This is a genomic window from Gordonia sp. NB41Y (assembly GCF_030718915.1).
Classification (GTDB): domain Bacteria; phylum Actinomycetota; class Actinomycetes; order Mycobacteriales; family Mycobacteriaceae; genus Gordonia; species Gordonia desulfuricans.
Map to the genome: position 1 here is coordinate 1,419,429 of NZ_CP132196.1, position 20,214 is coordinate 1,439,642.

The following is a 20,214-nucleotide window of genomic DNA, read 5'->3' on the forward strand; positions in this document are numbered from 1 at the left end:
CCGGCACACCCGTTGTGGCCCTACCCGGTGTGCACTGCTCAGTGTGTCGGCCGGGCATCCGGGTCGGGGGTGACGTGCTTGTCGGCGAGCTCGCCGAGCTTGCGCAGCACCCGCTTGGACGACTCGGCCCACGGCATGAGGATCGGGAACACGTGGAACATCCCTTCCTCCTCCATCACCGACAGCGGCACACCGGCATCGCGCAGCACCTCGACGAAGCTGCGGATACCGTCGCGGAACATCTCACGTTCACCCCAGCAGACGAATGTCGGCGGGAACCACTCCGGATCGGGGTGTCCGTACACCGCCGACACCCTGTCGTCGTTGGGCTGCACGCCCCGAAGGTACGGCGCCACCGGGATACTCCACGGCAGGATGTCGAAGGGGGCGTTGTCGACCACCGAATCGTGGTCGAGGTCGAGGTCGATCTCCGGCGAGAACAGCGCCAGCGCAGCGGGTTTGGGTAGATCGTTGTCACGCAGGTAGGTGATCAGCGACGTCGCGAGACCACCGCCGCCGGAATCGCCGGCGACGATCAGGTGGTCGGCGTCGATTCCCCGGTCGAGCAGTCCTCGATAGACGTCGGCGGCGTCGTGAAGTCCTGCGGGGAAGGGGAATTCGGGGGCCATCCGGTAGTCGGGGATGAAGATCTCGGTCCCGGTCAACCGCACCAGCGCCGCGGCGAACGCCGCGTACATGATGGGCGAGGTGCCGATGTAGCCGCCGCCGTGCAGGTACAGCAGTGTGGCGTCGATAGCCACCTTCTCCTCGCCGTCGTCGACGTAGGAGTCCGAGCTGGCCTTCGCACGGCACCAGAGTCCGCGCACCCCGGCGATCTCGTCGCTGGTGATCTCGACGCCTCCGGCGTTGCCGATCACCGGAGGCAGCACGACGTTGCAGATCCCGTCGAGGACCTTCTCCACCGACCGGAACTCCTCGATGGGCAGGCCCATCGAGTACCCCATGAACGACCGCACGGCCTGACGGGTGAACGACTGACCGAGATTGTCGAGCACCCCCGCCGGCCCGCGCCAGGGTTGCTGGAACGGCACCCGGGCCAGTCCGTTGGTCACGTTCTGCACCAGCCCCCATACGGCCAAGGCCGCCACCGGTGTCGATGCTGTTTCCACTCCGTCACGATCGGCCATCACCATGGCGCTCAGCCTAGGGGTTCCGGACGAACCGGACCACATGGAGCATCGCCCACACAGGGCTCAGTGCGTGGCCGTGGCCGCCGGATCCGGGGTGACGTGCCGGTCGACGAAGGCGTCGAGTTCGCGATACACCTCGTGTGAGCTCTCCGCCCACGGCATCAGGATCGGGAACACATGGAACATTCCCCGGCCCTCCACCGAGCACACCTCGACCTCGGCCTTCTCCAGGACGGCGACGTAGTCGCGGACGGGATCGCGGAACATCTCGGAACTGCCCCAACAGACGAACGCCGGCGGAAACCACTCCGGGTCGGGCTCGGCGCGGGCCGCCGACACCCGCTCGTCGTCGGGCTGGATGCCGTGCAGGTAGGGGGTGACCGGCACGTTCCACGGCAGGATGTCGGTGGTGGCGTTCTCGGTGATCGACGGGTGGTCGAGATCCAGATCGACCTCCGGGGAGAACAGGGCCACCGCCGCGGGCCGGGGCAGACCCTCGGTCCGCAGATGGTTCACCACCTGCGTCGCCAGGCCGCCGCCACCGGAGTCACCGGCGATGATCAGGTGGTCGGCGTCCACACCGCGGTCGAGGAGCCCGCGATAGACGTCCGTCGCGTCGAGCACCCCGGCCGGGTAGGGAAACTCCGGCGCCATCCGGTAGTCGGCGATGAACACCTCGCATCCGGTACCGCTGACCAGCGACGCGGCGAACGCCGAGTACATCATCGGGGTGGTGCCGATGTAGCCGCCGCCGTGCAGATACAGGATGGTGCCCTTGATGGTCTTCTTGTCCTCGGCGTCGTCGACGTGCTCGTCGGCGCTGGCCCGGGCACGCAGCCACAGCCCGGGAACCCCGGCGATCTCGTCGGTGGTGACCTCGACGCCGTCGGTGAGACGGATGAACGGCGGGATCACCACCTGGCAGAGATCGTCGAGCACCTTCTCCATCGAGCGGAACTCCTCGATCGGCAGTCCCACGATGTAGCCCATGAACGAGCGAATCGCCTGGCGGGTGACCGACTGGCCGACGTTGTCGAGCAGTCCGCCCGGGCCGTTCCAGAACTTGCGGAAGGGGACTCGGGCCAATCCGTTGAGCATGTTGTCGGCGAGTCCGACCATCGTCAGCGCCGTCACGGGGGTCGAGGCGGTCTGGACTTCAGGTCGATCGGCCATCACCATGTGGCCAGCTTAAACGCGACACGTATTCTTGGCACCACTATGTCCTCTGATCTGACCAGCACCGACGCGGCCGCCTCGTACGGCGCCGGACGCCCGTACTACCTCACCACCGCGATCGCCTACCCCAACGGCGCACCGCACATCGGGCACGCCTACGAGTACATCTCGGCCGATGCTCTCGCGCGTTTCAAACGGCTCGACGGATTCGACCTCCGATTCCTTACCGGAACCGACGTCCACGGCCAGAAGATGCAGCAGACCGCGGAGAAGGAGGGCATCCCCACCGCCGAGCTCGCCCGCCGCAACTCCGACAGCTTCCAGGCGCTGCAGGATCGGCTCGGCTCGAGCTACGACCGCTTCATCCGCACCTCCGACGACGATCACAAGCGTGCCTCGGAGGCCATCTGGCAGCGGATGAGTGCCAATGGGGACATCTACCTCGACACCTACGCCGGCTGGTACGACGTCCGCGACGAGGCGTTCTACGCCGAGGCCGACACCACCGTCGACGACGACGGCAACCGCGTCGCCACCGATTCCGGGCATGTGCTGACCTGGACCGAGGAGCAGACCTACTTCTTCCGGCTGTCGGCGTACCAGGACAGGCTGCTCGACCTGTACGAGAGCCACCCGGAGTTCATCGGCCCCGACACCCGCCGCAACGAGGTGATCAGCTTCGTCAAGGGCGGACTGACCGACCTGTCGGTGTCGCGCACCACCTTCGACTGGGGTGTGCCGGTCCCCGATCACCCCGGCCACGTCATGTACGTGTGGGTGGACGCGCTGACGAACTACCTGACCGGTGTCGGCTTCCCCGACGACCAGGCCACCTACGACCGGTACTGGCCGGCCGATCTGCACATCATCGGCAAGGACATCATCCGGTTCCACTGTGTGTACTGGCCGGCGTTCCTGATGAGTGCCGGCCTGCCCCTGCCGAAACGGGTCTTCGCACACGGCTTCTTGTTCAACAAGGGCGAGAAGATGAGCAAGTCGATCGGCAACGTCGTCGACCCGGACACCCTGATCGACGAGTACGGCCTGGATCCGGTGCGGTACTTCTTCCTGCGCGAGGTCTCCTATGGGCAGGACGGGTCGTATTCCACCGATGCGATCGTCGCCCGGATCAACGCCGACCTCGCCAACGAGTTCGGCAACCTGGCCCAGCGCACCCTGTCGATGATCGGCAAGTACTTCGACGGCGCGGTCCCCACCCCCGGCGAGTACACCGACGCCGATCGCCAACTCCTTTCCGCCGCAGACGGATTGCTGTCGGCGGTGCGCAACCACTTCGACGAGCAGGCCATCCATCTCGGCCTCGAGGCGCTGTGGTCGGTGCTCGCCGACACCAACCGCTACATCTCGGCGCAGGAACCCTGGAAGCTGGCCAAGACCGATCTCGATCGCACCGGCACCGTGCTGTACGCGTGTGCCGAGGTGGTGCGGATCGTCGCGCTGCTGGCCCAGCCGGTCCTGCCGACATCCTGTGGCACACTGCTCGATCTGCTCGCCGTGGGCGAACGCCGGGACTTCACCGCCGTCGCCGACCGTCTGACGCCCGGGACCGAACTGCCCAAGCCCACACCGGTTTTCCCCCGCTACGAGGGATGATCACCCGGTCCGGTCAGCGTCGATGAGCGCCACCGCACTCGACCTGTTGCACGCCCTCGACGTCGAGTCGGGGCGCCTCGGGCTGCCCGGACCCGCGGCACTGATCGGCGACTGGTGGGATGCCGACGCGGTGATCGCGCCGTCGATCGAGATCCTGCGCGACACCCCGCCCCCGGCGAACCCCGACCGCTTCTGGTTGGGCTATCTGGGATTCGGCGGCCCCCGCGCGGGCGAGGGACCGCTGCCGGAGTGTGCGGGCGGCCTCACCGATCGTCTGCTGGTGCTGCGCGACGGCCGGTGGGAGCATGTGGCACCGGCGGGTTCGCCGATGCCCGACTGGATCGAGCGATGCCTGGCCGACCCGTCGGCCATCATGTCAGCAGACGGATGCGGTGATGCGTGGTCCGCCGAATGGGTTGCTCCGCAGCGCGATCCCCACCTGCTCGCCATCGAGGAGTGTCTGGAGGCGATCCGCGCCGGCGAGGTGTACCAGGCATGTGTGTGTACCCGCTTCACCGGCGTCGTCCACGGTTCGGCCCTGGCCTTCTACACCGATCTGACCGCCGCCACCCGTCCGGCGAAGTCGGCTTTCCTCCAGGGTGATTGGGGGTCGGTGGCGAGCTTCTCGCCGGAGACCTTCCTGCGCCGCACCGGCAACATCGTCTCGTCGTCGCCGATCAAGGGAACCCTGCCCGCCGATGCCGACCCCACCGCACTCGCCGCGTCCGCCAAGGACATCGCCGAGAACGTGATGATCGTCGACCTGGTCCGCAACGATCTCGGCCGGGTCGCGGTCACCGGATCGGTCCGGGTGACCGATCTGCTCACCGTGGTCCCCGCACCCGGGGTGTGGCATCTGGTGTCGACGGTGCAGGCGATCGTCGATCCCACCGTCGGCACCTCCCGCCTGCTCGAGGCGACGTGGCCACCGGCATCGGTGACCGGCACCCCGAAGCTGCGTGCATGGGATCTCACCGCACAGTGGGAGGCCGAGGCGCGCGGCGTCTACTGCGGCGCCGTGGGCCTGGCCGGGCCCGACCACCTGCTCGATCTGAACGTGGCGATCCGCACCGTCGAGCTCACACCGTCGGGGACCGCCGAACTCGGTGTGGGCGGCGGGATCACCATCGATTCCGTCCCCGAGCGGGAATGGCAGGAATGTCTGGACAAGGCCGCGAGCATCGTCGGCTTCGAGAACACGGTTGAGGTGATCTGATGCAGCGAATCGTTGCACTCACCGGTGCCGCCACCTGGCGGACGCCGGTCGCATTGGTCCAGGGCCTGCGCGCCCGTAAGACGGTGCTGCGTCTGCCGCAGGCGGTCGGCGATCACGACGTGGTCGGTGACGACCGCGATGGCCCGGTCACCCGCCTGGTGGTGCTCGGCGACAGTCTCGCCGGCGGCGTGGGCGTCGACCATCATCGCGACACCCTGGCCGGCGGGGTCGCACGACGCCTCGCCGCCCGCGTCGACGGGCCGGTGGAATGGCATGTCTACGCGCGGACCGGATTCACCGCACGCGAAGTGGTCACCCTGATCGATCCGCAGGCACTGTCGGCGGCCGACGTCATCGTGGTGTCGGTCGGCGCGAACGACACCAAGAACATGGTGCGCTCACAACAGTGGCGGGCCGACCTGACCACGCTGATGGACACCGTCGTCGACGGCGCCGCCGAGTCAGCCCAGATCGTGCTGCTGCCCGTCCCCATCCTCAACATGTGCCCCGCACTGCCCGGCACCCTTGCCACCACCCTCGGCCGGCGGGCCGCCCGGTTCGACGCGGTGGCCGACGAGGTGGCCGCCCGCAACACCCGGATTCGCCGATTCGATCGTTTCGTCCCGCCCGGCGACGACCTGTTCGCCGCCGACGGCTTCCATCCATCGGAGTCGTTCCACGACGTCTACGCCGGCCTCATCGATTCCGTCCTGACAGACCCGATCCCCCGCTGATCAAGGCGACTTCCTCGCCATGGCGCAGCCGGTCGGCCGTCGCTCGGGCTGAGCAGCGACGAAGGAACGGCCCGTTGCTGATTGAGCCGGGACCGGGGTGGTTGAGTTGACGACGTCGGCCGTCTGAGGTTTCGACACGCCTCGTCGCTACGCTCCTCATCGGCTCAACCATCCACTGGGCATTGCTGATTGAGCAACGATAGAGGTGGCCGAGTTGACGACCCGGCCGACTGAGGTTTCAACACGCCTCAGCAACGGCCCATTGCTGATTGAGCCGGGACCGAGCATCGCGAGGACCCGAGTCGAAATCTCCGCAGCCGACGTCGAATAGCAACCACCTCCGAAGTGGTCACGCCAGCAAGCCCGGCCGTCTGAGGTTTCGACACGCCTCGTCGCTACGCTCCTCATCGGCTCAACCATCCACTGGGCATTGCTGATTGAACTGCGATCCTCGTTGCTGATTGAGCCGGGACCGAGCATCGCGAGGACCCGTGTCGAAATCTCCGCAGCCGACGTCGGGTAGCAACCACCTCAGAGGTGGTCACGTCAACAACCCGGCCGTCTGAGGTTTCGACACGCCTCAGCAACTGCCCGTTGCTGATTGAGCCGGGACCGAGCATCGCGAGGACCCGAGTCGAAATCTCCGCAGCCCGACGTCGGGTGGTGGCCACCTCCGGGGTGTCGCGAAAAGAACTACTCCGCCGACCGTGCGGCGAGTACGGCCTCGTAGACGTCGCGCCGGGAGACCGACGTCCCCCGCGTCACCTCTTCACACGCGGCCTTGAGTCGCATCCCGCCCTCGACGAGACCTTCGGCACGGACGACGAGCTCGTCGAGATCCGGTTCGGTCGCGACCGCACCGGCAAACACCACGGTGATCTCGCCCTTGACTCCGCCGGCGGCCCACTCGGCCAGCTCTGCGAGATCGCCGCGTCGGATCTCCTCGTAGGTCTTGGTCAGCTCGCGGCACACCGCGGCCCGGCGGTCGCCGCCGAGGACGGTCACCGCATCGCCGAGGCAGTCGGCGAGCCGATGCGGCGACTCGAAGAACACCGCGGTACGGCGTTCGTCCCGCAACTGACCGAGCCACTCCTTGCGTGCACCGGGCTTCCGTGGCGCGAACCCTTCGAAGCAGAAACGTTCGGACGGCATCGCCGAGACCGCCAGCGCCGTCGTCACCGCCGACGGCCCGGGCAGCGCGGTGACCTTCAGACCGGCCTCGGCACATGCCACCACCACGCGATAGCCCGGATCGCTGACCGACGGCATCCCGGCGTCGGTGATCAGCAGCACCGTGGCACCCCCGGCGATGGCCTCGACCAACCGAGGGGTGCGCGCGGCCTCGACCTGGTCGTAGTAGCTGATCAGTTCACCGGTGATCGTCACATCCAGACCGGCGGCCAACGCGCGGGCACGTCGGGTGTCCTCGGCGGCCACGATGTCGGCGGTGGTGAGCGCCTCACGCAACCGCGGGGACGCGTCGTCGTAGCGGCCCATCGGGGTGGCCGCGAGGACCAGCGCCCCGGACGTCGTCGGCTCGGATGTCATGTCCACAGAGCTTACGGCGGGCCGACCACTACCATCGATCGGGTGACTCTCACCGTGGGCGACGTCGGAGCGGACGCACGACATCACGGCGCCGACTTCCCGGCGTCGGCTCAGCCCACGCCGCCCAACCCCGGACCGGAGATCCCCACCCCACTGTTCGGGCCGACCGACCGACGCCGCGGACTGATCGTCGGGCTGGTGCTGGTGGTGATCGCCACGATCACCCGGTTCTGGACGCTGTGGCTCCCCACCGACAAGGGCACACCGGTCTTCGACGAGAAGCACTACGTCCCGCAGGGCTGGCAGGTACTGACCGGCGGCAACTGGATCGAGGACAATCCGGCATACGGCCTGGTGGTCCATCCGCCGGTGGGAAAGTGGATGCTCGCGATCGGTGAGTGGCTGTTCGGCTACACCCCGATGGGCTGGCGGTTCATGTCCGCGGTGTCGGGAATCCTGATCGTGGCGCTGATCTATCTGGCGGTGCGACGGATGACCCGTTCGACACTGGTGGGCGCCATCGCCGGGGTGTTCGCGATCTGCGACGGCGTACTGTTCGTCCAGTCCCGGATGGGCATGCTCGACATCTTCCAGACACTGTTCATCGTGGCCGCGTTCACCGCGCTCGTCGCCGACCGCGATCAGGTCCGCGAACGGATGCACAAGGTGTACCTGGAGGGCCGGATCGGCGACTCGCGATTCGGCCCGCGGCTCGGATTCCGCTGGTATCGCTTCACCGCCGGTGTGATGCTCGGCCTGACCTGCGGCACCAAATGGTCGGGCATCTACTACGTCATCTTCTTCACCCTTCTGGCCGTCGGCTTCGACGTCGCCGCACGCCGCGCCTATCACGTGCAACGCCCGTGGCTGGGCGCCCTCGTCCGCGACGTGGTGCCGTCGGGCCTGAGTCTCGTGGTGATGCCGGTGGCCATCTACCTGGCCACCTTCATCCCCTGGTTCTCCGGTGAGACATCGGTCTACCGCTATCAGGTCGGCAACACCATCGGGACCGACGGCCCGTGGTCGTGGGTGCCGGGCGCGTGGCGCTCGCTCTGGTACTACGAGTCGGGCATCCTCGAGTTCCACGCCGGCCTGACCAACTCCGCCGGCTATCACCACCCATGGGAATCGAAGCCGTGGACGTGGCCGATGAGCCTGCGCCCGATGCTCTACGCCATCGAGAACGGCCCCGACCAGTGTGGCGGCGGTGACTGCGTGCGCGCCCAGATGCTCATCGGCTCGCCGGCCATGTGGTGGCTGGCCCTGCCGGTACTCCTGTGGGGCCTGTGGTCGTGGCTGGTCCGGCGCGACTGGCGCTACGCCGCCGTCGTCACCGCATACGCCGCCGGCTTCCTGCCGTGGTTCGCCGAGATCGACCGACAGATGTACTTCTTCTACGCCACCGTCCTCGCCCCGTTCCTGGTGATGGGACTGGCCCTCTGTTGCGGCGACATCCTCCGGGGATCACGCAAATCGATCCCCGGTTCCCGACCCGAACGCCAAGCCCTCGCCGTATTGGTGGTGGCGATCTACATCGGGGTGGTGGTGGCCAACTTCGTATGGCTGTGGCCGATCATGACCGCCAGTCCGATCTCCCCGGCGACGTGGCGCAACCAGATCTGGCTACCCAGCTGGGGCTGAGCCGACCTGGCGCGCGGCGACAATCCGACGTGCCCGTCACGCGAGGACGACCGGCTCGCCGACGTCGGGTCCACCTGCCCGATGCCGGCGGCGGATCAGCGGTCAGCGGCTCTGCACGGCCCGGGTGACCAGTTCCACGATCTTCTCGTCCGAGACACCCAGCTGCCGAAGGTTGCTCACATGCTCGACGGTGGCGTTCTGTGCCGCGGCCAGCGTCGCATCCGGACCGGCCTTGACGAACGAACCACTGCGCCCGCGGGTCTCGAGCACCCCGGCGCTCTCGAGTTCCCGGTAGCTGCGGGCGACGGTGTTCGGTGCAACGTGCAGGTCGGCGGCCAGGGCACGGACGGTGGGGATGCGCGAACCCACCAGCAGCACGCCGTCGTCGATCAGTGCGAGTACCCCGCGGCGGATCTGCTCGTAGGGTGGCTGATCGGATTCCGGGTCGAGGCGCAGGTGCGCGCCCAGGTCGATCACAGCGGATCCCGGGCCAGCGGACACGACATACAGCGGGGACCGCCACGGCCGGAACCGAGTTCACGTCCTTCGATCTCGATCACCTCGATACCCGAATCCCGCAGTCGCCGATTGGTTTCCACATTGCGGTTGTAGGACACCACCACCCCCGGCGCGATCGCCAGGGTGTTGTTGCCGTCGTCCCACTGCTCACGCTCGGCGGTCACCGGATCGAGACCGGTGTCGATCACACGCAGCTTCTCGATCTGCATCGCCTCGGCCGCCGCCTCCACGAACGGCCGGGCACCGGTGACCTCGATCCGACCGTCGCCGCGCTCGGTCAGTGTGAACGCCGACATCGTGTCCCGGATATTGGGGTACATCACCACCGCGTCGACGTCGACCATCGTGCACACGGTGTCGAGATGCATGAACGCCCGCGCCTGCTCGATCGGAACGGCCAGCACCGTGTGCGCGAGCCCGTCCCCGAACAGGCTCTGCGCCAGGGCTTCCGCACCCGCCGGGGTGGTGCGCTCCCCCACCCCCACCGCCACCACGCCGGGTGCCAGCAGCAGGACGTCACCGCCCTCGACCGGCGCGACCTGCGACTCGTAGGCGCGTCGCGCCCCGGTGAACCGGGGGTGGTGGGCGTAGATCAGGTCGGTCAGCGACGTCTCCCGGATGCGGGCGGGCATGGCCAGCGAGGTGATCGCGAACCGGGGGCCGATCCAGAACGAACTGTCCCGGGTGAACAGCAGATTGGGCAGCGGGTCGATCGCGAACTCGGGCCCGACGTGCATCATCCGCACCAGGGAGGAACGGCCGGCGTGGGGTGCCATCGGGAGCTCGTCGAAGGTCATCCCCGTCATCAGCACGTGCGCGAGCTCCGACGCCGACAATCCCCGCAGGTGCGCCGACAACTCGCTCGCGAGGTGCGGGCCGAGCCGGCGCGCACTCACCGCCGCGGCGATGCCCTGGATTCGGGCGGCACCGCTGTGCTCGATGGCCTCCACGAGCAGGTCACCGAGCAGGAACACATCCACCCCGCGGGTACGGAGTTCGTCGGCGAAGGCGTCGTGTTCTTCCTGCGCCCGGTCGACCCACGGCAGACCGTCGAACAGCAACTGGTCACTGTTGCGCGGGGTGAGGCGCCGCAGTTCGTCACCGGGACGGTGCAGCATCACCGCGCGGAGCCGGCCCACCTCCGAATCGCTGCCCAGACGATAGGAGTCGTCCGGTGCGCCGGACGCTGTGGAAGGACCCTCGTTCGCCATGGGACAACCGTAGTGCCTGGGCGGTGTGCGAGGGGGCGACGACGCGTGCCGGCCTGCGGATGTCGGCGATCATGTGGGCGGGTTCACGCCGGTGTGGTTCGGCGGTGTGGGCTCAGGCGGGATCGGGGCTGCCGGTCTCGGGGTCGCTCAGTTTGGCCGGTTCCCCGACGACCGTCGGTGCGGTCTCGCGGGCGAATCCCCACACCACGCACGCCACCGCGGCCACCGCCCCGGTGAACACGAACGCCGGACCGAATCCGACCTGCTGGGCGACGAATCCCACCACGACCGGACCGCTGATGGCACCGAGATCCGACGCCATGCCGTAGGACGCGAGCGCCGAACCACCTTGGCGCCGTGCACCGAGGACGTCGGCGAGGGCCGCCTGGTGGGTCGGCGCGAACAAACCGGAGCCGACACCCGAGAGCGCCGACAACGCCAGGGCGATACCGATGCCGGGGGCGAAGCCGAGCAGGGCGGTGGACACGGCCATGGTGGCCAGCCCGGGCAGCATCACCCGACGGCGCCCGTAGCGGTCGGAGAATCGACCGGCGAGCAGGATCGCGGCGACATTGCCGACCGCATAGACCGCCAGCACCACGCCGGCCATCGCCGCGGACTCGTCGAGTCCCTCGGTGATGAACAGCGGCACCACCGCCACCCGGACCCCGATCGACGCCCAGCCCTGGGCGAAGTTGGAGGCCAGGATCGCACGATAGGCACTGTCGCGCAGCGCCGTCCGCAGGGACATGACCTCGTGCCCGGACTGCGTCGCCGAGACCGCGGTCCCGGCGTCGCGCAGCTGGGTGGCCACCACCACCGATGCGATCACCAGCGCGATCGCGTACACCGCGAACGGCATCCGCAGCCCGAAGCCGACCAGCGCCGCACCTACCAGCGGTCCGGCGATGTTGCCGATCAGGAAACCCGCGGAGAAGAACCCGGACACCCGTCCGCGGATCTCGCTGGGCGACAACCGGATCAGCAGGGCCATCGCCGAGATGGAGAACATGGTCGACCCGATGCCGCCGAGTCCGCGAAAGATCAGCAGCTGCACATAGTTCTGGGCGAAGGCGCAGGCGAAGGTGCTCGCCGCCACGATCAGCAGACCGCTCAGATAGATCCGGCGCTCCCCCAGTCTCGCGACCAGCCTGCCGGCCGGCGGGGCGAACAGCAGTCGCATCAACGCGAACATCGACACCACGAAAGAGACTGCGGTGTAGCCGACGTCGAAGCTCCGGGCGAAGCTGGGCAGCGCGGGGGCGATCAGCCCGAAGCCGAGCGCGATCACCACGTTCGCGCTCAGCAGCACCCAGATGCCGCGAGGGATCTGTCGCCAGGCCGGTGTGGTCACGACTGCTCGGGCAGCCGGTCGAGGGCCTCGGCGGTCAGCGTCCGACCGAGTTCGATCATCTCGGTGGCCTTGTGGAAGTCGAGGGTGCGCACCGCTTTTCGAGGCACCCGGATGAGGATGTCCGGCGGGTACCCGGCAATCTGATGACGCGTCAGCGCCACCGACATGATGTCGAGGGACCGGCTGAGCACTTCCATCCGGCCCATCGTCCGCGCCATCCGCACCTCGGGTTCGGCCGCCCGGGTCGCGGCCGGGTCTGCCCGGCCGAGCTCGTCGAGCATGTCCTGGTAGGGGCCGTCGGCGGTCTCGGGTGCCACGGTCGGCACGTCGAGGCCGATCCGATCGCGGACCGACCGGACGAAATCCCCCGACAACAACGGCTCCATGTTGCGGCGGATGATCCCCTTGTCCTTCGGCTCCCGATGCTCCCGCGACTCTTTCGGTTCCCGGGGTTCCTTGTTCTCCCGGGATTCCCGGTGGCGGTCCTTGTCCCGCCCGCCGGGCACCCGGGTCGCCCCGGTTCCCGGTCCGCCGTCGGCGTCGAGCACCACCCCGATCGTGACGTCGCTGTTGACCGCCGATGTGGGCGCGACCGGCAGCGGGTCGAGGATGCCGCCGTCGGCGAGCAGCCGGCCGTCGTAGCGGTGGGGTGCGATGACCCCGGGGATGGCGATCGAGGCGCGGATCGCGTCGACCAGCGACCCGTTCTGGAACCACACCGACCGGCCGGTGCCGAGGTCGGTGGCGACCGCGGTGAACGGGATCGCGAGGTCTTCGATCCGGGCGTCGCCGAGGATGTCGCGGACCCGCGCGACGACGCGTTCGGCGCCGATCACCCCACCCTGCCGGGACAGCGACACGTCGAGCAGACGCATCACGTCGATCTGGGTGAGCCCGGAGGCCCAGCGCACATAGTCGTCGAGACCGCCGCCGCAGTACAGGCCGCCGACGAGGGCGCCCATGGACGATCCGGCGACCGATACGAGTGTGAATCCGCGGGCCTCGAGCTCGGCGATCACACCGATATGGGCATATCCCCGGGCGCCGCCGCTGCCCAGGGCGAGCGCCACACGGGAACCTCCTGGCATGGCGTCAACCCTATAGGTCGGCCTGATCCTGCTCGTCGAGGAGTCGACGGGGACCGGGACCGAGCCGGTTGAGCTCGTCGCCGGGGTTGAGCAGGTGACACGCCCCGAGCGAGAGGCACCCGCAGCCCACACAGGAGCCGATCATGTCGCGCAGACGTTCCAGCAGCGCGATACGCGCGTCGAGATCGTCGATCCAGCGTCGCGAGGCGGCCTCCCACATCGCCTTCGACGGCGACTCGGTGTGACCGAGTTCGGCGAGTACCTCGGCGATCACGCTGAGCGGGATCCCCGCGACCTGGGAGGCCTTGATGAAGGCGACGCGACGCAGCATCGCACGGTGATAGCGACGCTGGTTGCCGGCGGTCCGGCGCGCGAAGATCAGTCCCTGATCCTCGTAGTACCGAACCGCCGACGGGGCGATCCCCGCTCGCAGGGCGAGCTCACCGACGGAGAGCTCGAGTTTCTTCAGGCCCATCCCTGCGAGCGTATGCCGGTCAGGCCCGGACGACCATCACCGGCAGGTTCGCACTGTGCAGGATCTTCTGGCTGGTGGAACCGAGCATCAGACCCTTGAACCCGCCGCGACCGCGGCTGCCGACCACCACGAACTGCGCCTTGTACTTCTCGACGGCGTCGAGGACGGCCTTGGCCGGCTCCTCCGGCAGCACCTCACGCACGACCTCCACGTCCGGGTAGTCGGAGTGGTAGCCGGAGAGCTGCTCGGCGACGGCGGCGACGGCGTCCTGCGACATCCGCGACACCTCGTCGGGGTCGATGCCGTAGCCGTGCAGCGCATCGGCGTCGAGCGGGGTCCAGGTGTGCACGGCGATCAGCTTGGTGCCACGCAGCGCCGCCTGCCGGAAGGCCTCCTTGACCGCGGCGGCACTCACCGGGGAGTCGTCGACGCCGACGACCACCGGGCCGTTGTCGCTGCCCTCGGAACCGCACACCACCACGACACGCCCGTGATGATGGGCGGCGACGGTGGTGGAGACCGAGCCGAGGAACAGACCCTTGACGCTGCCGAGACCACGGGTGCCGAGCACGATCATCGCGGCGTCCTTGCCGAGTTCGAGCAGGACGCGGGCGGCGTCGCCGTCGACGATCGAGGAATGCACCTCGAGCGCGGGTGCGGACTCGTGGGCGAGGGTGGCGGCGGCGTGCACCGAATCGGTGGCATCCTGACGAATGGCGTCGATGACGTCCTGGGGAATGATCAGACCCGGCGCGTAGTCACTGGTACTGGCGTCGTACACCGCGACCAGCTTCAGCTCGTGGCCTTCGTACTGTGCGGTCTTCGCAGCCCACACGACGGCCGCATTGGACGCATCCGAACCGTCGACGCCAACGAGAATGGCACTCATCTTCGGTCATCTCCCTCTCGTGCTCTCACACGCTCATAACCTTGCTTCCATACCCATCCTGCCCGGACATACGATGCCCGGCAAAGTGAGGAAAGTCCTGAAATACGGCATATTTCGGCAATGTGTACGCTCGGTGATGTTCACCTTTCCGACAAATTCCATCCCACGAACCGGCCATGTCCCCTGATCCTCACCCCCCAGACGACCAAGGTCCCGACAGCACCGACGCACAGGTGCGGCGGGCCGTCCGCTATGGCGTGATCGTCCTCGGCTTCGGGATCGCCACCCTGGTGGTGGCACTGCTGTCCAGCGGTGCCCTGCGCACCGTGCTGGTGATCGTCGCACCGGCCGTCGTCGGGGTCGGCGCCCTCGGTGCCCTGTGGCACACCTACCGGCAGTGGCGTGCCCGCGGCCGCTGGCAGGTCTGGCAGGGGGCGTCGTGGTTCCTGCTCGCATCGTTCGTGGTGTTCCTGTTCGCCACCGCACCGTTCCTGGTGTCCGGCTGACCGCACGCCACCTCGGGTCAGTGGCGCAGACGGTCGATCCGCCCGGCCACCTCCCCGGCGGTCGCGGGTCGTTCCCCGGACAGCGCAAGGCAATTGGCGATCAGTGTGCGTTCCTCGGGATCGAGCTTGTCCGACAGTGCCGGCGGCGTCGACAGTGCGGCACGGATCGCCAGCAGCGGCTGCGCATCGGGTACCTCGCCGTAGACCCCCTGGCCGGTGAGGGCACGGTGCAGCACCGCACCCAGCGACCAGATGTCGGTGGCCCGTGACGGTACGTCGCCCGCCAGCAGTGCGGGGTCCATGTACTGCACCGCACCGGGTTGGGCGAAGCTCGTGATGGGCTCGTCGGCGGCCAGCACCCGGGCCAGACCCAGATCCGACACCTTGCCGCCGGGCCGGCCACCGGACTCTGTGAGCAGCACACTCGACGGGGTGATGTTGGCGTGCGCGATCCCCGCCTCGTGGAGGGCGTCCACCCCGCGCGCGGCGTCGGCGAGCGCCGCGAGGGCGGTGTCGCGGGTCAGCGGCTGCGTCGGCCGGGCCAGCGATCCGAGCGGGAAGTACTCCATCGCATACATGAACTGCCCCTGCAGGACCGCGTCGTACAGCGACGCCAGATAGGGCGATCGCACCGCGGCGAAGGCCCGCAGTTCCCGCACGCCACGGCGATAGGCGTCGTCGCTGCACCTCCCGCCGAACACCTTGAGCACCACGCGGTCGGTGGTGAGACCGAGCCGCTCCGGTGGGACGGCCAGGTAGAAGGTGCCGTTGCCGCCTTCGCCGAGTCGGCTCAGGACGGTGAAGTCGGCCAGGTGCTGCGGTACCTCGACGGTGGCCATGTCAGTGCCTCTCCGGGGATGCGGTCGGATGGGTCGCGTTCAGTTCGGGTGTGGGAGCAGACCGTTGGTCGGTCGGGCCGGCCGACGCGACGAACAGATCGATGCGTTGGGCCAGTGATTCCTCACTGGTCTGCATCTGGTCGATCACCGTGAACGCCACCGGAACCGATGGCCGGCCGGCGTCGTCGGGCGCGATGATCAGCGTGCCGGGCAGCACCAGGACGTCGTCGCGCTCGGTGACCGTGACGTCGACGCCGCGGGTGGCCACCGGTGCCAGGTCGGCGGTGAGGCGACGCCTCGACCCGGAGGTCACGACGGTCAGCGCGGTGTGCGCGTGTACCGCGAGCGCACCGGCGAGCACCACCGCGGTACGCCCGGACCGGCTGTCGGCGGCCACGCAGGTCAGCGGTGCGCTGCCGGGCATCCGGCCCGGGGACGCCTGCTCGTCGACGACGACGATCGGTGCGGCGGTGACCGATTCGGTCAGCGACCGCCACCCGCTGTCCACCACGACGACGTCGGCGTTGGAGTTGTCGGCCATCTCCTGCAGGTCGGCGGCGGGGTCGGCGCTGAACCGGCACAGCACCGACACCGATTCGGCGTCGGTCAGCCGCGCGCCGAGCGCACCGAGTTTCTCCACGGCCGACGCCATCGCCGACAGATCCGGTACCAGCGGTACGCCCACCTCGAGACGTTCCGATCTCGGTGCGCTCGCCAGGATCCCGGCGAGGACGACGTCGGTGCCCGCGCCCGCGGCGAAGGCACGCCGATGCCGCGCCAGCAGGTCGTCGAGGTCGGCATCCAGATCGGCCAGCACGATCAGCGTCCGGGCAGAGGTGCCGGAGGCCAGCGCCTTGCGTTCGGCCGCGGCGATGTCCATGTCCACCACCTTGTCCGGGTAGACCAGCCGCAGCAGGGGCTCGGTGAGGATGGTGGTCACCAGCGCCATCACCACCATCATCGCGAACAGCTCGTCGGACAGGACCCCGAGTTGTTTGCCCGCACTGAGGATCACCAGTTCGGTGAGTCCGCGGGTGTTCATCAGGACCGCGATCGCCGCCGACTGGCGTCCGGGTATCGACGACAGCCGGGCCCCGGTGTAGGCGCCGACGAACTTGCCGCCGATCGCCACGGCCAGCACCAGCAGCAGTTGCCACCACCCACCCGGGCCGATGCCGGCGAGGTTCACCTCGAGTCCGGTCACCACGAAGAACATCGGCAACAGCAGCAGCACACTGACCTGCTCGAGACGTTCGAGGATGTCGCGGGTCAGTTCCTCGGCGTCCACCTTCGGCATCACCGCACCGAAGACGAAGGCACCGAAGATCTGGTGGATGCCGATCAGGTCGGTGGCCGCGGCCGAACAGAACAACCCGATCAGGATCACCGCGAGGATGTCGGGGGTCATGCGTCCGGCGGCGTTGCGCCACACCAGGAGTCTGCGCAGCAGCGGCCGGACCACCAGGAACATGACGGCGGCGTAGACCAGGGTGAGTCCGAGGATGCGGGCGACGGCGAGCGGACTGCCGCCCTGGATCACCGCGATCACGAAGGCCAGCCCCGACCACGCGAGGATGTCGTCGACGGCCGCGGCGGCGAGACTGAACACCCCGGGCGCGGTCCGTTGCATGCCGCGGTCGGTGAGGATGCGGGCGAGCACCGGGAAAGCCGTGATGGACATGGCGATCCCGAGGAACAGCGCCATCCCCAGCAACCCGATCTCGGTGCCGCCGACCACGTTGTGCGACGGGTAGAGCACCACCGCCAGCCCCGCACCGAGGACGAACGGCAGGATGATCGAGCAGATCGAGATGGTTCCCGCGGCACGTTCTCTGCCCTTGATCAGGCGCATGTCGAGTTCGAGCCCGACGATGAACATGAACAGGACCAGGCCGATCTGCGCCAGCGCCCCGAGCAGGGGCCGGACCTCCGTCGGGAACAACCATCCGGTGGGGTCGCCGGGCAGCAGCCCGAGCAGGCTGGGGCCCAACGCGATACCGGCGGCGATCTCGCCGACCACGGCCGGTTGACGCAGCTTCTGGGCGATCCATCCGCCGACCCGGGCCGCAGCGATCACCACCGCCACGTCGATCAGCAGGAATGCCACCGTGTGTTTGTCCATCATCGGGCTCCCGTCGCCCGTGGGAATGCGTTCATGTCCGGGCGTGCGGCGATTCGAAGATGAAGTGACGGCCACCGATCCGCACGTGTGAGCCGGGTGAGAGAACGTGCGGCTGCCGCGGATTCAGGCGCACCTCACGGTTGCCGAGTGCCGGATCGGCGACGTAGGTGCCGTTCGCCGAACCCAGGTCGATCACGTGGACGTCCCATTCGACCAGGCGGATCTCGATGTGCCGACGCGAGAGCTGCCCCGTCTCGTCGGGCACCCGGATCGGTTTGGGGGTGCCGCGCCGTCGGCCCCCCGAGCTGCCGGGTTCCCGGCCGAGCACGAGGTCCTCGTCGAGCAGGTAGGTGGAGCCGTTGTCGAGCAGCAGCCATCCCAGCGGCGGACGTTCGCCCTCGACGAGGATGCCGGTGAGCTGATCCATCCGAATCCCGCACACCCCGCACAGCCACGACCTCGGGTGGTTCAGGTGTCCTCGCGAACAGCGGATGCCGTGCACGTGGGCGCGGGACTCGACGATCTCGACGACCTCGGTGGCCGGGCGTTTGCTCTCCTCCACCGGCAACGGTTCCCGTTGTTCGGGCGACGCATCCTGCAGCGAGTCGACCTTGAAGTCGCCGAACGGGTCGGCGGGCCGGTGCGCGGCGTGCGGGTGGGCGGCCGGGCTCACCGGGCGCAGGGGTTCGGCGTGCAGGGGTTCGGCGTGCAGGGGTTCAGGACGCAGGGGTTCAGGACGCAGGGCCTCGGTCTGCTGGTCCGAGCCGGCGAGGTCCTGAAGGGCCGGTTCGGGCAACGGCGGTGCCGGGCGGGGCGGCTGTTTCCCCAGCGGTGCACGCCGCGGCTCGGACTCGACGTCGACACCACCGAGCGAGGCCGACCGGAACGGTGCCGGTTCCGGAGTCGATACAGGTTCCGGAACGGGGGCCGGTTCCGGAGCGGGGGCCGGTTCCGGAGTCGGTGCCGGCTCGGGCTCGTCGTCCATCACCGGCATCGGTTCGGTACCCGGTGGCTCGGGCGCGGCAGGCTTCTCGAGTACGGCGGGCTTCTCGGGTACCGCAGGTTTCTCGGGTACGGCAGGCTTCTCCAGTACGGCAGGCTTGTCGGGTACGGCGGGCTTCTCGGCCGGCGGTTCGGGCGCCGGCCCACCGCGGACCGGGGCCGGCCGCGAACTCAGATCGTGGATCTCCGTGCCGCGCAGGCCCAGCGGTGTGTGCAGCAACGCACCGGCGGCGGGCACGAAACCCTCCACCAGGTCGTAGGTCTCCTCACCGGGTTCGGCAGGGCGGGTACCCGACAGATACAGTCCGAAACCCTCGTACGGCCACGGGATGGCCCGGTCGAACGGTTCGTCGTCGCCCGGTTGCAGACGGTGGCCGTCGGCCTCACCGAAGACCGTGCCGCTCAGGTAGATCGCGATGCCCACACTGTCCGGCGCGGCGAACGCGACGTCGACGGTGTGGTCGAGATCGGCGGTGGCGACCAGCTGCGCCAGCGCCCGCGCGACGTGACGTCCGCGGCGCGGCATCCGGTCGGGGACGGCCACCGACTCCTCGAGGGCCAGGATCTCGGGAACCAGTGCGCGGGATCGCTCGCCGATCACACACAGGAAGGCGGGTTTACGGATCACGATCCCGGAACCGGCCACCAACGTCACCGTGGGTGTCACGCTGGGACCGCCGACAGGCGCGCTCAAAAGAACCGACCTCCTTGGAATCGCCAGTGCGGGAAGATCGCTCGCAGTGGACCGTTGAGCACGATCCACACCACCAGCCAGGTGGTCACGAACTGGATCGAGTAGACCAGCGGCGACGGCCGCAGATCGTCGGGCAGCAGCGGCGTGTAGGCCACCACGCACCAGGCCGCGATCCCTTCCGGGATACCGGTCAGCAGACCGAACATCGTCGGCCAGTCCTTCTCCCAGCGGAACTGCTGCAGGAAGTGATAGAGGAACTCCCAGGCGATCCCGAGCACGATGACCACCGCGAGCACGGTGAACGCCACGCGGTAGCTGGTGGCGATGTCGGCGCCGTCGGGCAGCAGCGGACCGATGATGAGGGTCCAGATGCCGCCGACGATGGCCAGCACCAGAACCCTGGTCTGCAAACGCCCCCACAGAGTCGGCAGCACG

The 20,214-nt window shown here is 68.6% G+C and carries 18 protein-coding genes; 5 read left to right on the forward strand and 13 right to left on the reverse strand.

Annotated features, from left to right (window positions below; genetic code table 11):
- Positions 1-38: 38 nt before the first annotated feature.
- Together Q9K23_RS06040 and Q9K23_RS06045 are read right to left on the reverse strand one after the other, a co-directional pair.
- Positions 39-1,154, reverse strand: a complete 1,116-nt coding sequence (locus Q9K23_RS06040; RefSeq protein ID WP_020789733.1) for an alpha/beta hydrolase — start codon at positions 1,152-1,154, stop codon at positions 39-41.
- A 60-nt stretch (positions 1,155-1,214) separates the two neighbouring features.
- A complete protein-coding gene (locus Q9K23_RS06045; protein ID WP_020789729.1) occupies positions 1,215-2,330 on the reverse strand; it encodes an alpha/beta hydrolase in 1,116 nt (371 codons plus the stop codon).
- 39 nt (positions 2,331-2,369) lie between these two features.
- Here Q9K23_RS06045 and metG point away from each other — a divergent pair, with 39 nt between their 5' ends.
- From metG to Q9K23_RS06060, 3 genes are read left to right on the forward strand one after another with little or no spacing between them, the layout of a single operon-like run.
- The gene (metG, locus tag Q9K23_RS06050; RefSeq protein WP_020789741.1) at positions 2,370-3,941 is read left to right on the forward strand and encodes a methionine--tRNA ligase; all 1,572 of its coding nucleotides are present in this window, start codon (positions 2,370-2,372) and stop codon (positions 3,939-3,941) included.
- A 22-nt stretch (positions 3,942-3,963) separates the two neighbouring features.
- Positions 3,964-5,157, forward strand: coding sequence for an aminodeoxychorismate synthase component I (locus Q9K23_RS06055; protein ID WP_020789734.1), 1,194 nt, complete (start codon positions 3,964-3,966; stop codon positions 5,155-5,157).
- Positions 5,157-5,891, forward strand: coding sequence for an SGNH/GDSL hydrolase family protein (locus tag Q9K23_RS06060; RefSeq protein WP_053778480.1), 735 nt, complete (start codon positions 5,157-5,159; stop codon positions 5,889-5,891). Before Q9K23_RS06055 ends, Q9K23_RS06060 begins: the two co-directional genes overlap by 1 nt.
- A gap of 693 nt (positions 5,892-6,584) precedes the next feature.
- Here Q9K23_RS06060 and rsmI read toward each other — a convergent pair.
- On the reverse strand, positions 6,585-7,439 hold the full coding sequence (gene rsmI / locus Q9K23_RS06065) for a 16S rRNA (cytidine(1402)-2'-O)-methyltransferase (RefSeq protein ID WP_053778495.1): 855 nt from the start codon (positions 7,437-7,439) through the stop codon (positions 6,585-6,587).
- Positions 7,440-7,481: 42 nt separating this feature from the next.
- Here rsmI and Q9K23_RS06070 point away from each other — a divergent pair, with 42 nt between their 5' ends.
- Positions 7,482-9,080: a phospholipid carrier-dependent glycosyltransferase gene (locus Q9K23_RS06070; protein WP_305950427.1), complete on the forward strand. Its 1,599-nt coding sequence runs from the start codon at positions 7,482-7,484 to the stop codon at positions 9,078-9,080.
- A 102-nt stretch (positions 9,081-9,182) separates the two neighbouring features.
- Here the strand turns inward: Q9K23_RS06070 and Q9K23_RS06075 are convergent, their stop codons facing one another.
- The 6 genes from Q9K23_RS06075 to Q9K23_RS06100 form a co-directional block, all read right to left on the reverse strand.
- A complete protein-coding gene (locus Q9K23_RS06075; protein WP_152972890.1) occupies positions 9,183-9,554 on the reverse strand; it encodes a GntR family transcriptional regulator in 372 nt (123 codons plus the stop codon).
- On the reverse strand, positions 9,554-10,810 hold the full coding sequence (locus tag Q9K23_RS06080; protein WP_053778482.1) for an arginine deiminase: 1,257 nt from the start codon (positions 10,808-10,810) through the stop codon (positions 9,554-9,556). Before Q9K23_RS06080 ends, Q9K23_RS06075 begins: the two co-directional genes overlap by 1 nt.
- A 112-nt stretch (positions 10,811-10,922) precedes the next feature.
- Entirely contained in the window at positions 10,923-12,164 is a 1,242-nt protein-coding gene (locus tag Q9K23_RS06085) for an MFS transporter (RefSeq protein ID WP_020793628.1), read from the reverse strand.
- Positions 12,161-13,252: a patatin-like phospholipase family protein gene (locus Q9K23_RS06090; protein ID WP_053778483.1), complete on the reverse strand. Its 1,092-nt coding sequence runs from the start codon at positions 13,250-13,252 to the stop codon at positions 12,161-12,163. Before Q9K23_RS06090 ends, Q9K23_RS06085 begins: the two co-directional genes overlap by 4 nt.
- A gap of 10 nt (positions 13,253-13,262) precedes the next feature.
- Positions 13,263-13,727, reverse strand: coding sequence for a redox-sensitive transcriptional activator SoxR (soxR, locus tag Q9K23_RS06095; RefSeq protein ID WP_020791875.1), 465 nt, complete (start codon positions 13,725-13,727; stop codon positions 13,263-13,265).
- Positions 13,728-13,746: 19 nt separating this feature from the next.
- Positions 13,747-14,616 carry a universal stress protein gene (locus Q9K23_RS06100; protein ID WP_020791876.1) on the reverse strand — a complete coding sequence of 290 codons (870 nt, stop codon included), beginning with the start codon at positions 14,614-14,616 and terminating at the stop codon, positions 13,747-13,749.
- Between the two features lie 176 nt (positions 14,617-14,792).
- Here Q9K23_RS06100 and Q9K23_RS06105 point away from each other — a divergent pair, with 176 nt between their 5' ends.
- A complete protein-coding gene (locus Q9K23_RS06105; RefSeq protein WP_053778484.1) occupies positions 14,793-15,122 on the forward strand; it encodes a hypothetical protein in 330 nt (109 codons plus the stop codon).
- 17 nt (positions 15,123-15,139) lie between these two features.
- Here Q9K23_RS06105 and Q9K23_RS06110 read toward each other — a convergent pair whose 3' ends face one another.
- The 4 genes from Q9K23_RS06110 to Q9K23_RS06125 are packed head-to-tail and all read right to left on the reverse strand — an operon-like array spanning position 15,140 to position 20,213.
- A complete protein-coding gene (locus Q9K23_RS06110; protein WP_053778485.1) occupies positions 15,140-15,961 on the reverse strand; it encodes a protein kinase in 822 nt (273 codons plus the stop codon).
- Position 15,962: 1 nt separating this feature from the next.
- Complete coding sequence (locus tag Q9K23_RS06115; RefSeq protein ID WP_053778486.1) at positions 15,963-18,083, reverse strand: cation:proton antiporter; 2,121 nt, start codon at positions 18,081-18,083, stop codon at positions 15,963-15,965.
- A gap of 31 nt (positions 18,084-18,114) precedes the next feature.
- Entirely contained in the window at positions 18,115-19,779 is a 1,665-nt protein-coding gene (locus Q9K23_RS06120) for an FHA domain-containing protein (protein WP_053778487.1), read from the reverse strand.
- Positions 19,776-20,213 carry a hypothetical protein gene (locus Q9K23_RS06125; RefSeq protein ID WP_053778488.1) on the reverse strand — a complete coding sequence of 146 codons (438 nt, stop codon included), beginning with the start codon at positions 20,211-20,213 and terminating at the stop codon, positions 19,776-19,778. Before Q9K23_RS06125 ends, Q9K23_RS06120 begins: the two co-directional genes overlap by 4 nt.
- Between the last annotated feature and the right edge of the window lies 1 nt (position 20,214).

Coding starts and splice junctions, on each gene's coding strand:
- Q9K23_RS06040 (WP_020789733.1), bottom strand. CDS start 1,154: ATGGTGATGGCCGATCGTGACGGAGTGGAAACAGCATCGACACCGGTG.
- Q9K23_RS06045 (WP_020789729.1), bottom strand. CDS start 2,330: ATGGTGATGGCCGATCGACCTGAAGTCCAGACCGCCTCGACCCCCGTG.
- metG (WP_020789741.1), top strand. CDS start 2,370: ATGTCCTCTGATCTGACCAGCACCGACGCGGCCGCCTCGTACGGCGCC.
- Q9K23_RS06055 (WP_020789734.1), top strand. CDS start 3,964: ATGAGCGCCACCGCACTCGACCTGTTGCACGCCCTCGACGTCGAGTCG.
- Q9K23_RS06060 (WP_053778480.1), top strand. CDS start 5,157: ATGCAGCGAATCGTTGCACTCACCGGTGCCGCCACCTGGCGGACGCCG.
- rsmI (WP_053778495.1), bottom strand. CDS start 7,439: ATGACATCCGAGCCGACGACGTCCGGGGCGCTGGTCCTCGCGGCCACC.
- Q9K23_RS06080 (WP_053778482.1), bottom strand. CDS start 10,810: ATGGCGAACGAGGGTCCTTCCACAGCGTCCGGCGCACCGGACGACTCC.
- Q9K23_RS06090 (WP_053778483.1), bottom strand. CDS start 13,252: ATGCCAGGAGGTTCCCGTGTGGCGCTCGCCCTGGGCAGCGGCGGCGCC.
- soxR (WP_020791875.1), bottom strand. CDS start 13,727: ATGGGCCTGAAGAAACTCGAGCTCTCCGTCGGTGAGCTCGCCCTGCGA.
- Q9K23_RS06100 (WP_020791876.1), bottom strand. CDS start 14,616: ATGAGTGCCATTCTCGTTGGCGTCGACGGTTCGGATGCGTCCAATGCG.
- Q9K23_RS06105 (WP_053778484.1), top strand. CDS start 14,793: ATGTCCCCTGATCCTCACCCCCCAGACGACCAAGGTCCCGACAGCACC.
- Q9K23_RS06110 (WP_053778485.1), bottom strand. CDS start 15,961: ATGGCCACCGTCGAGGTACCGCAGCACCTGGCCGACTTCACCGTCCTG.
- Q9K23_RS06115 (WP_053778486.1), bottom strand. CDS start 18,083: ATGGACAAACACACGGTGGCATTCCTGCTGATCGACGTGGCGGTGGTG.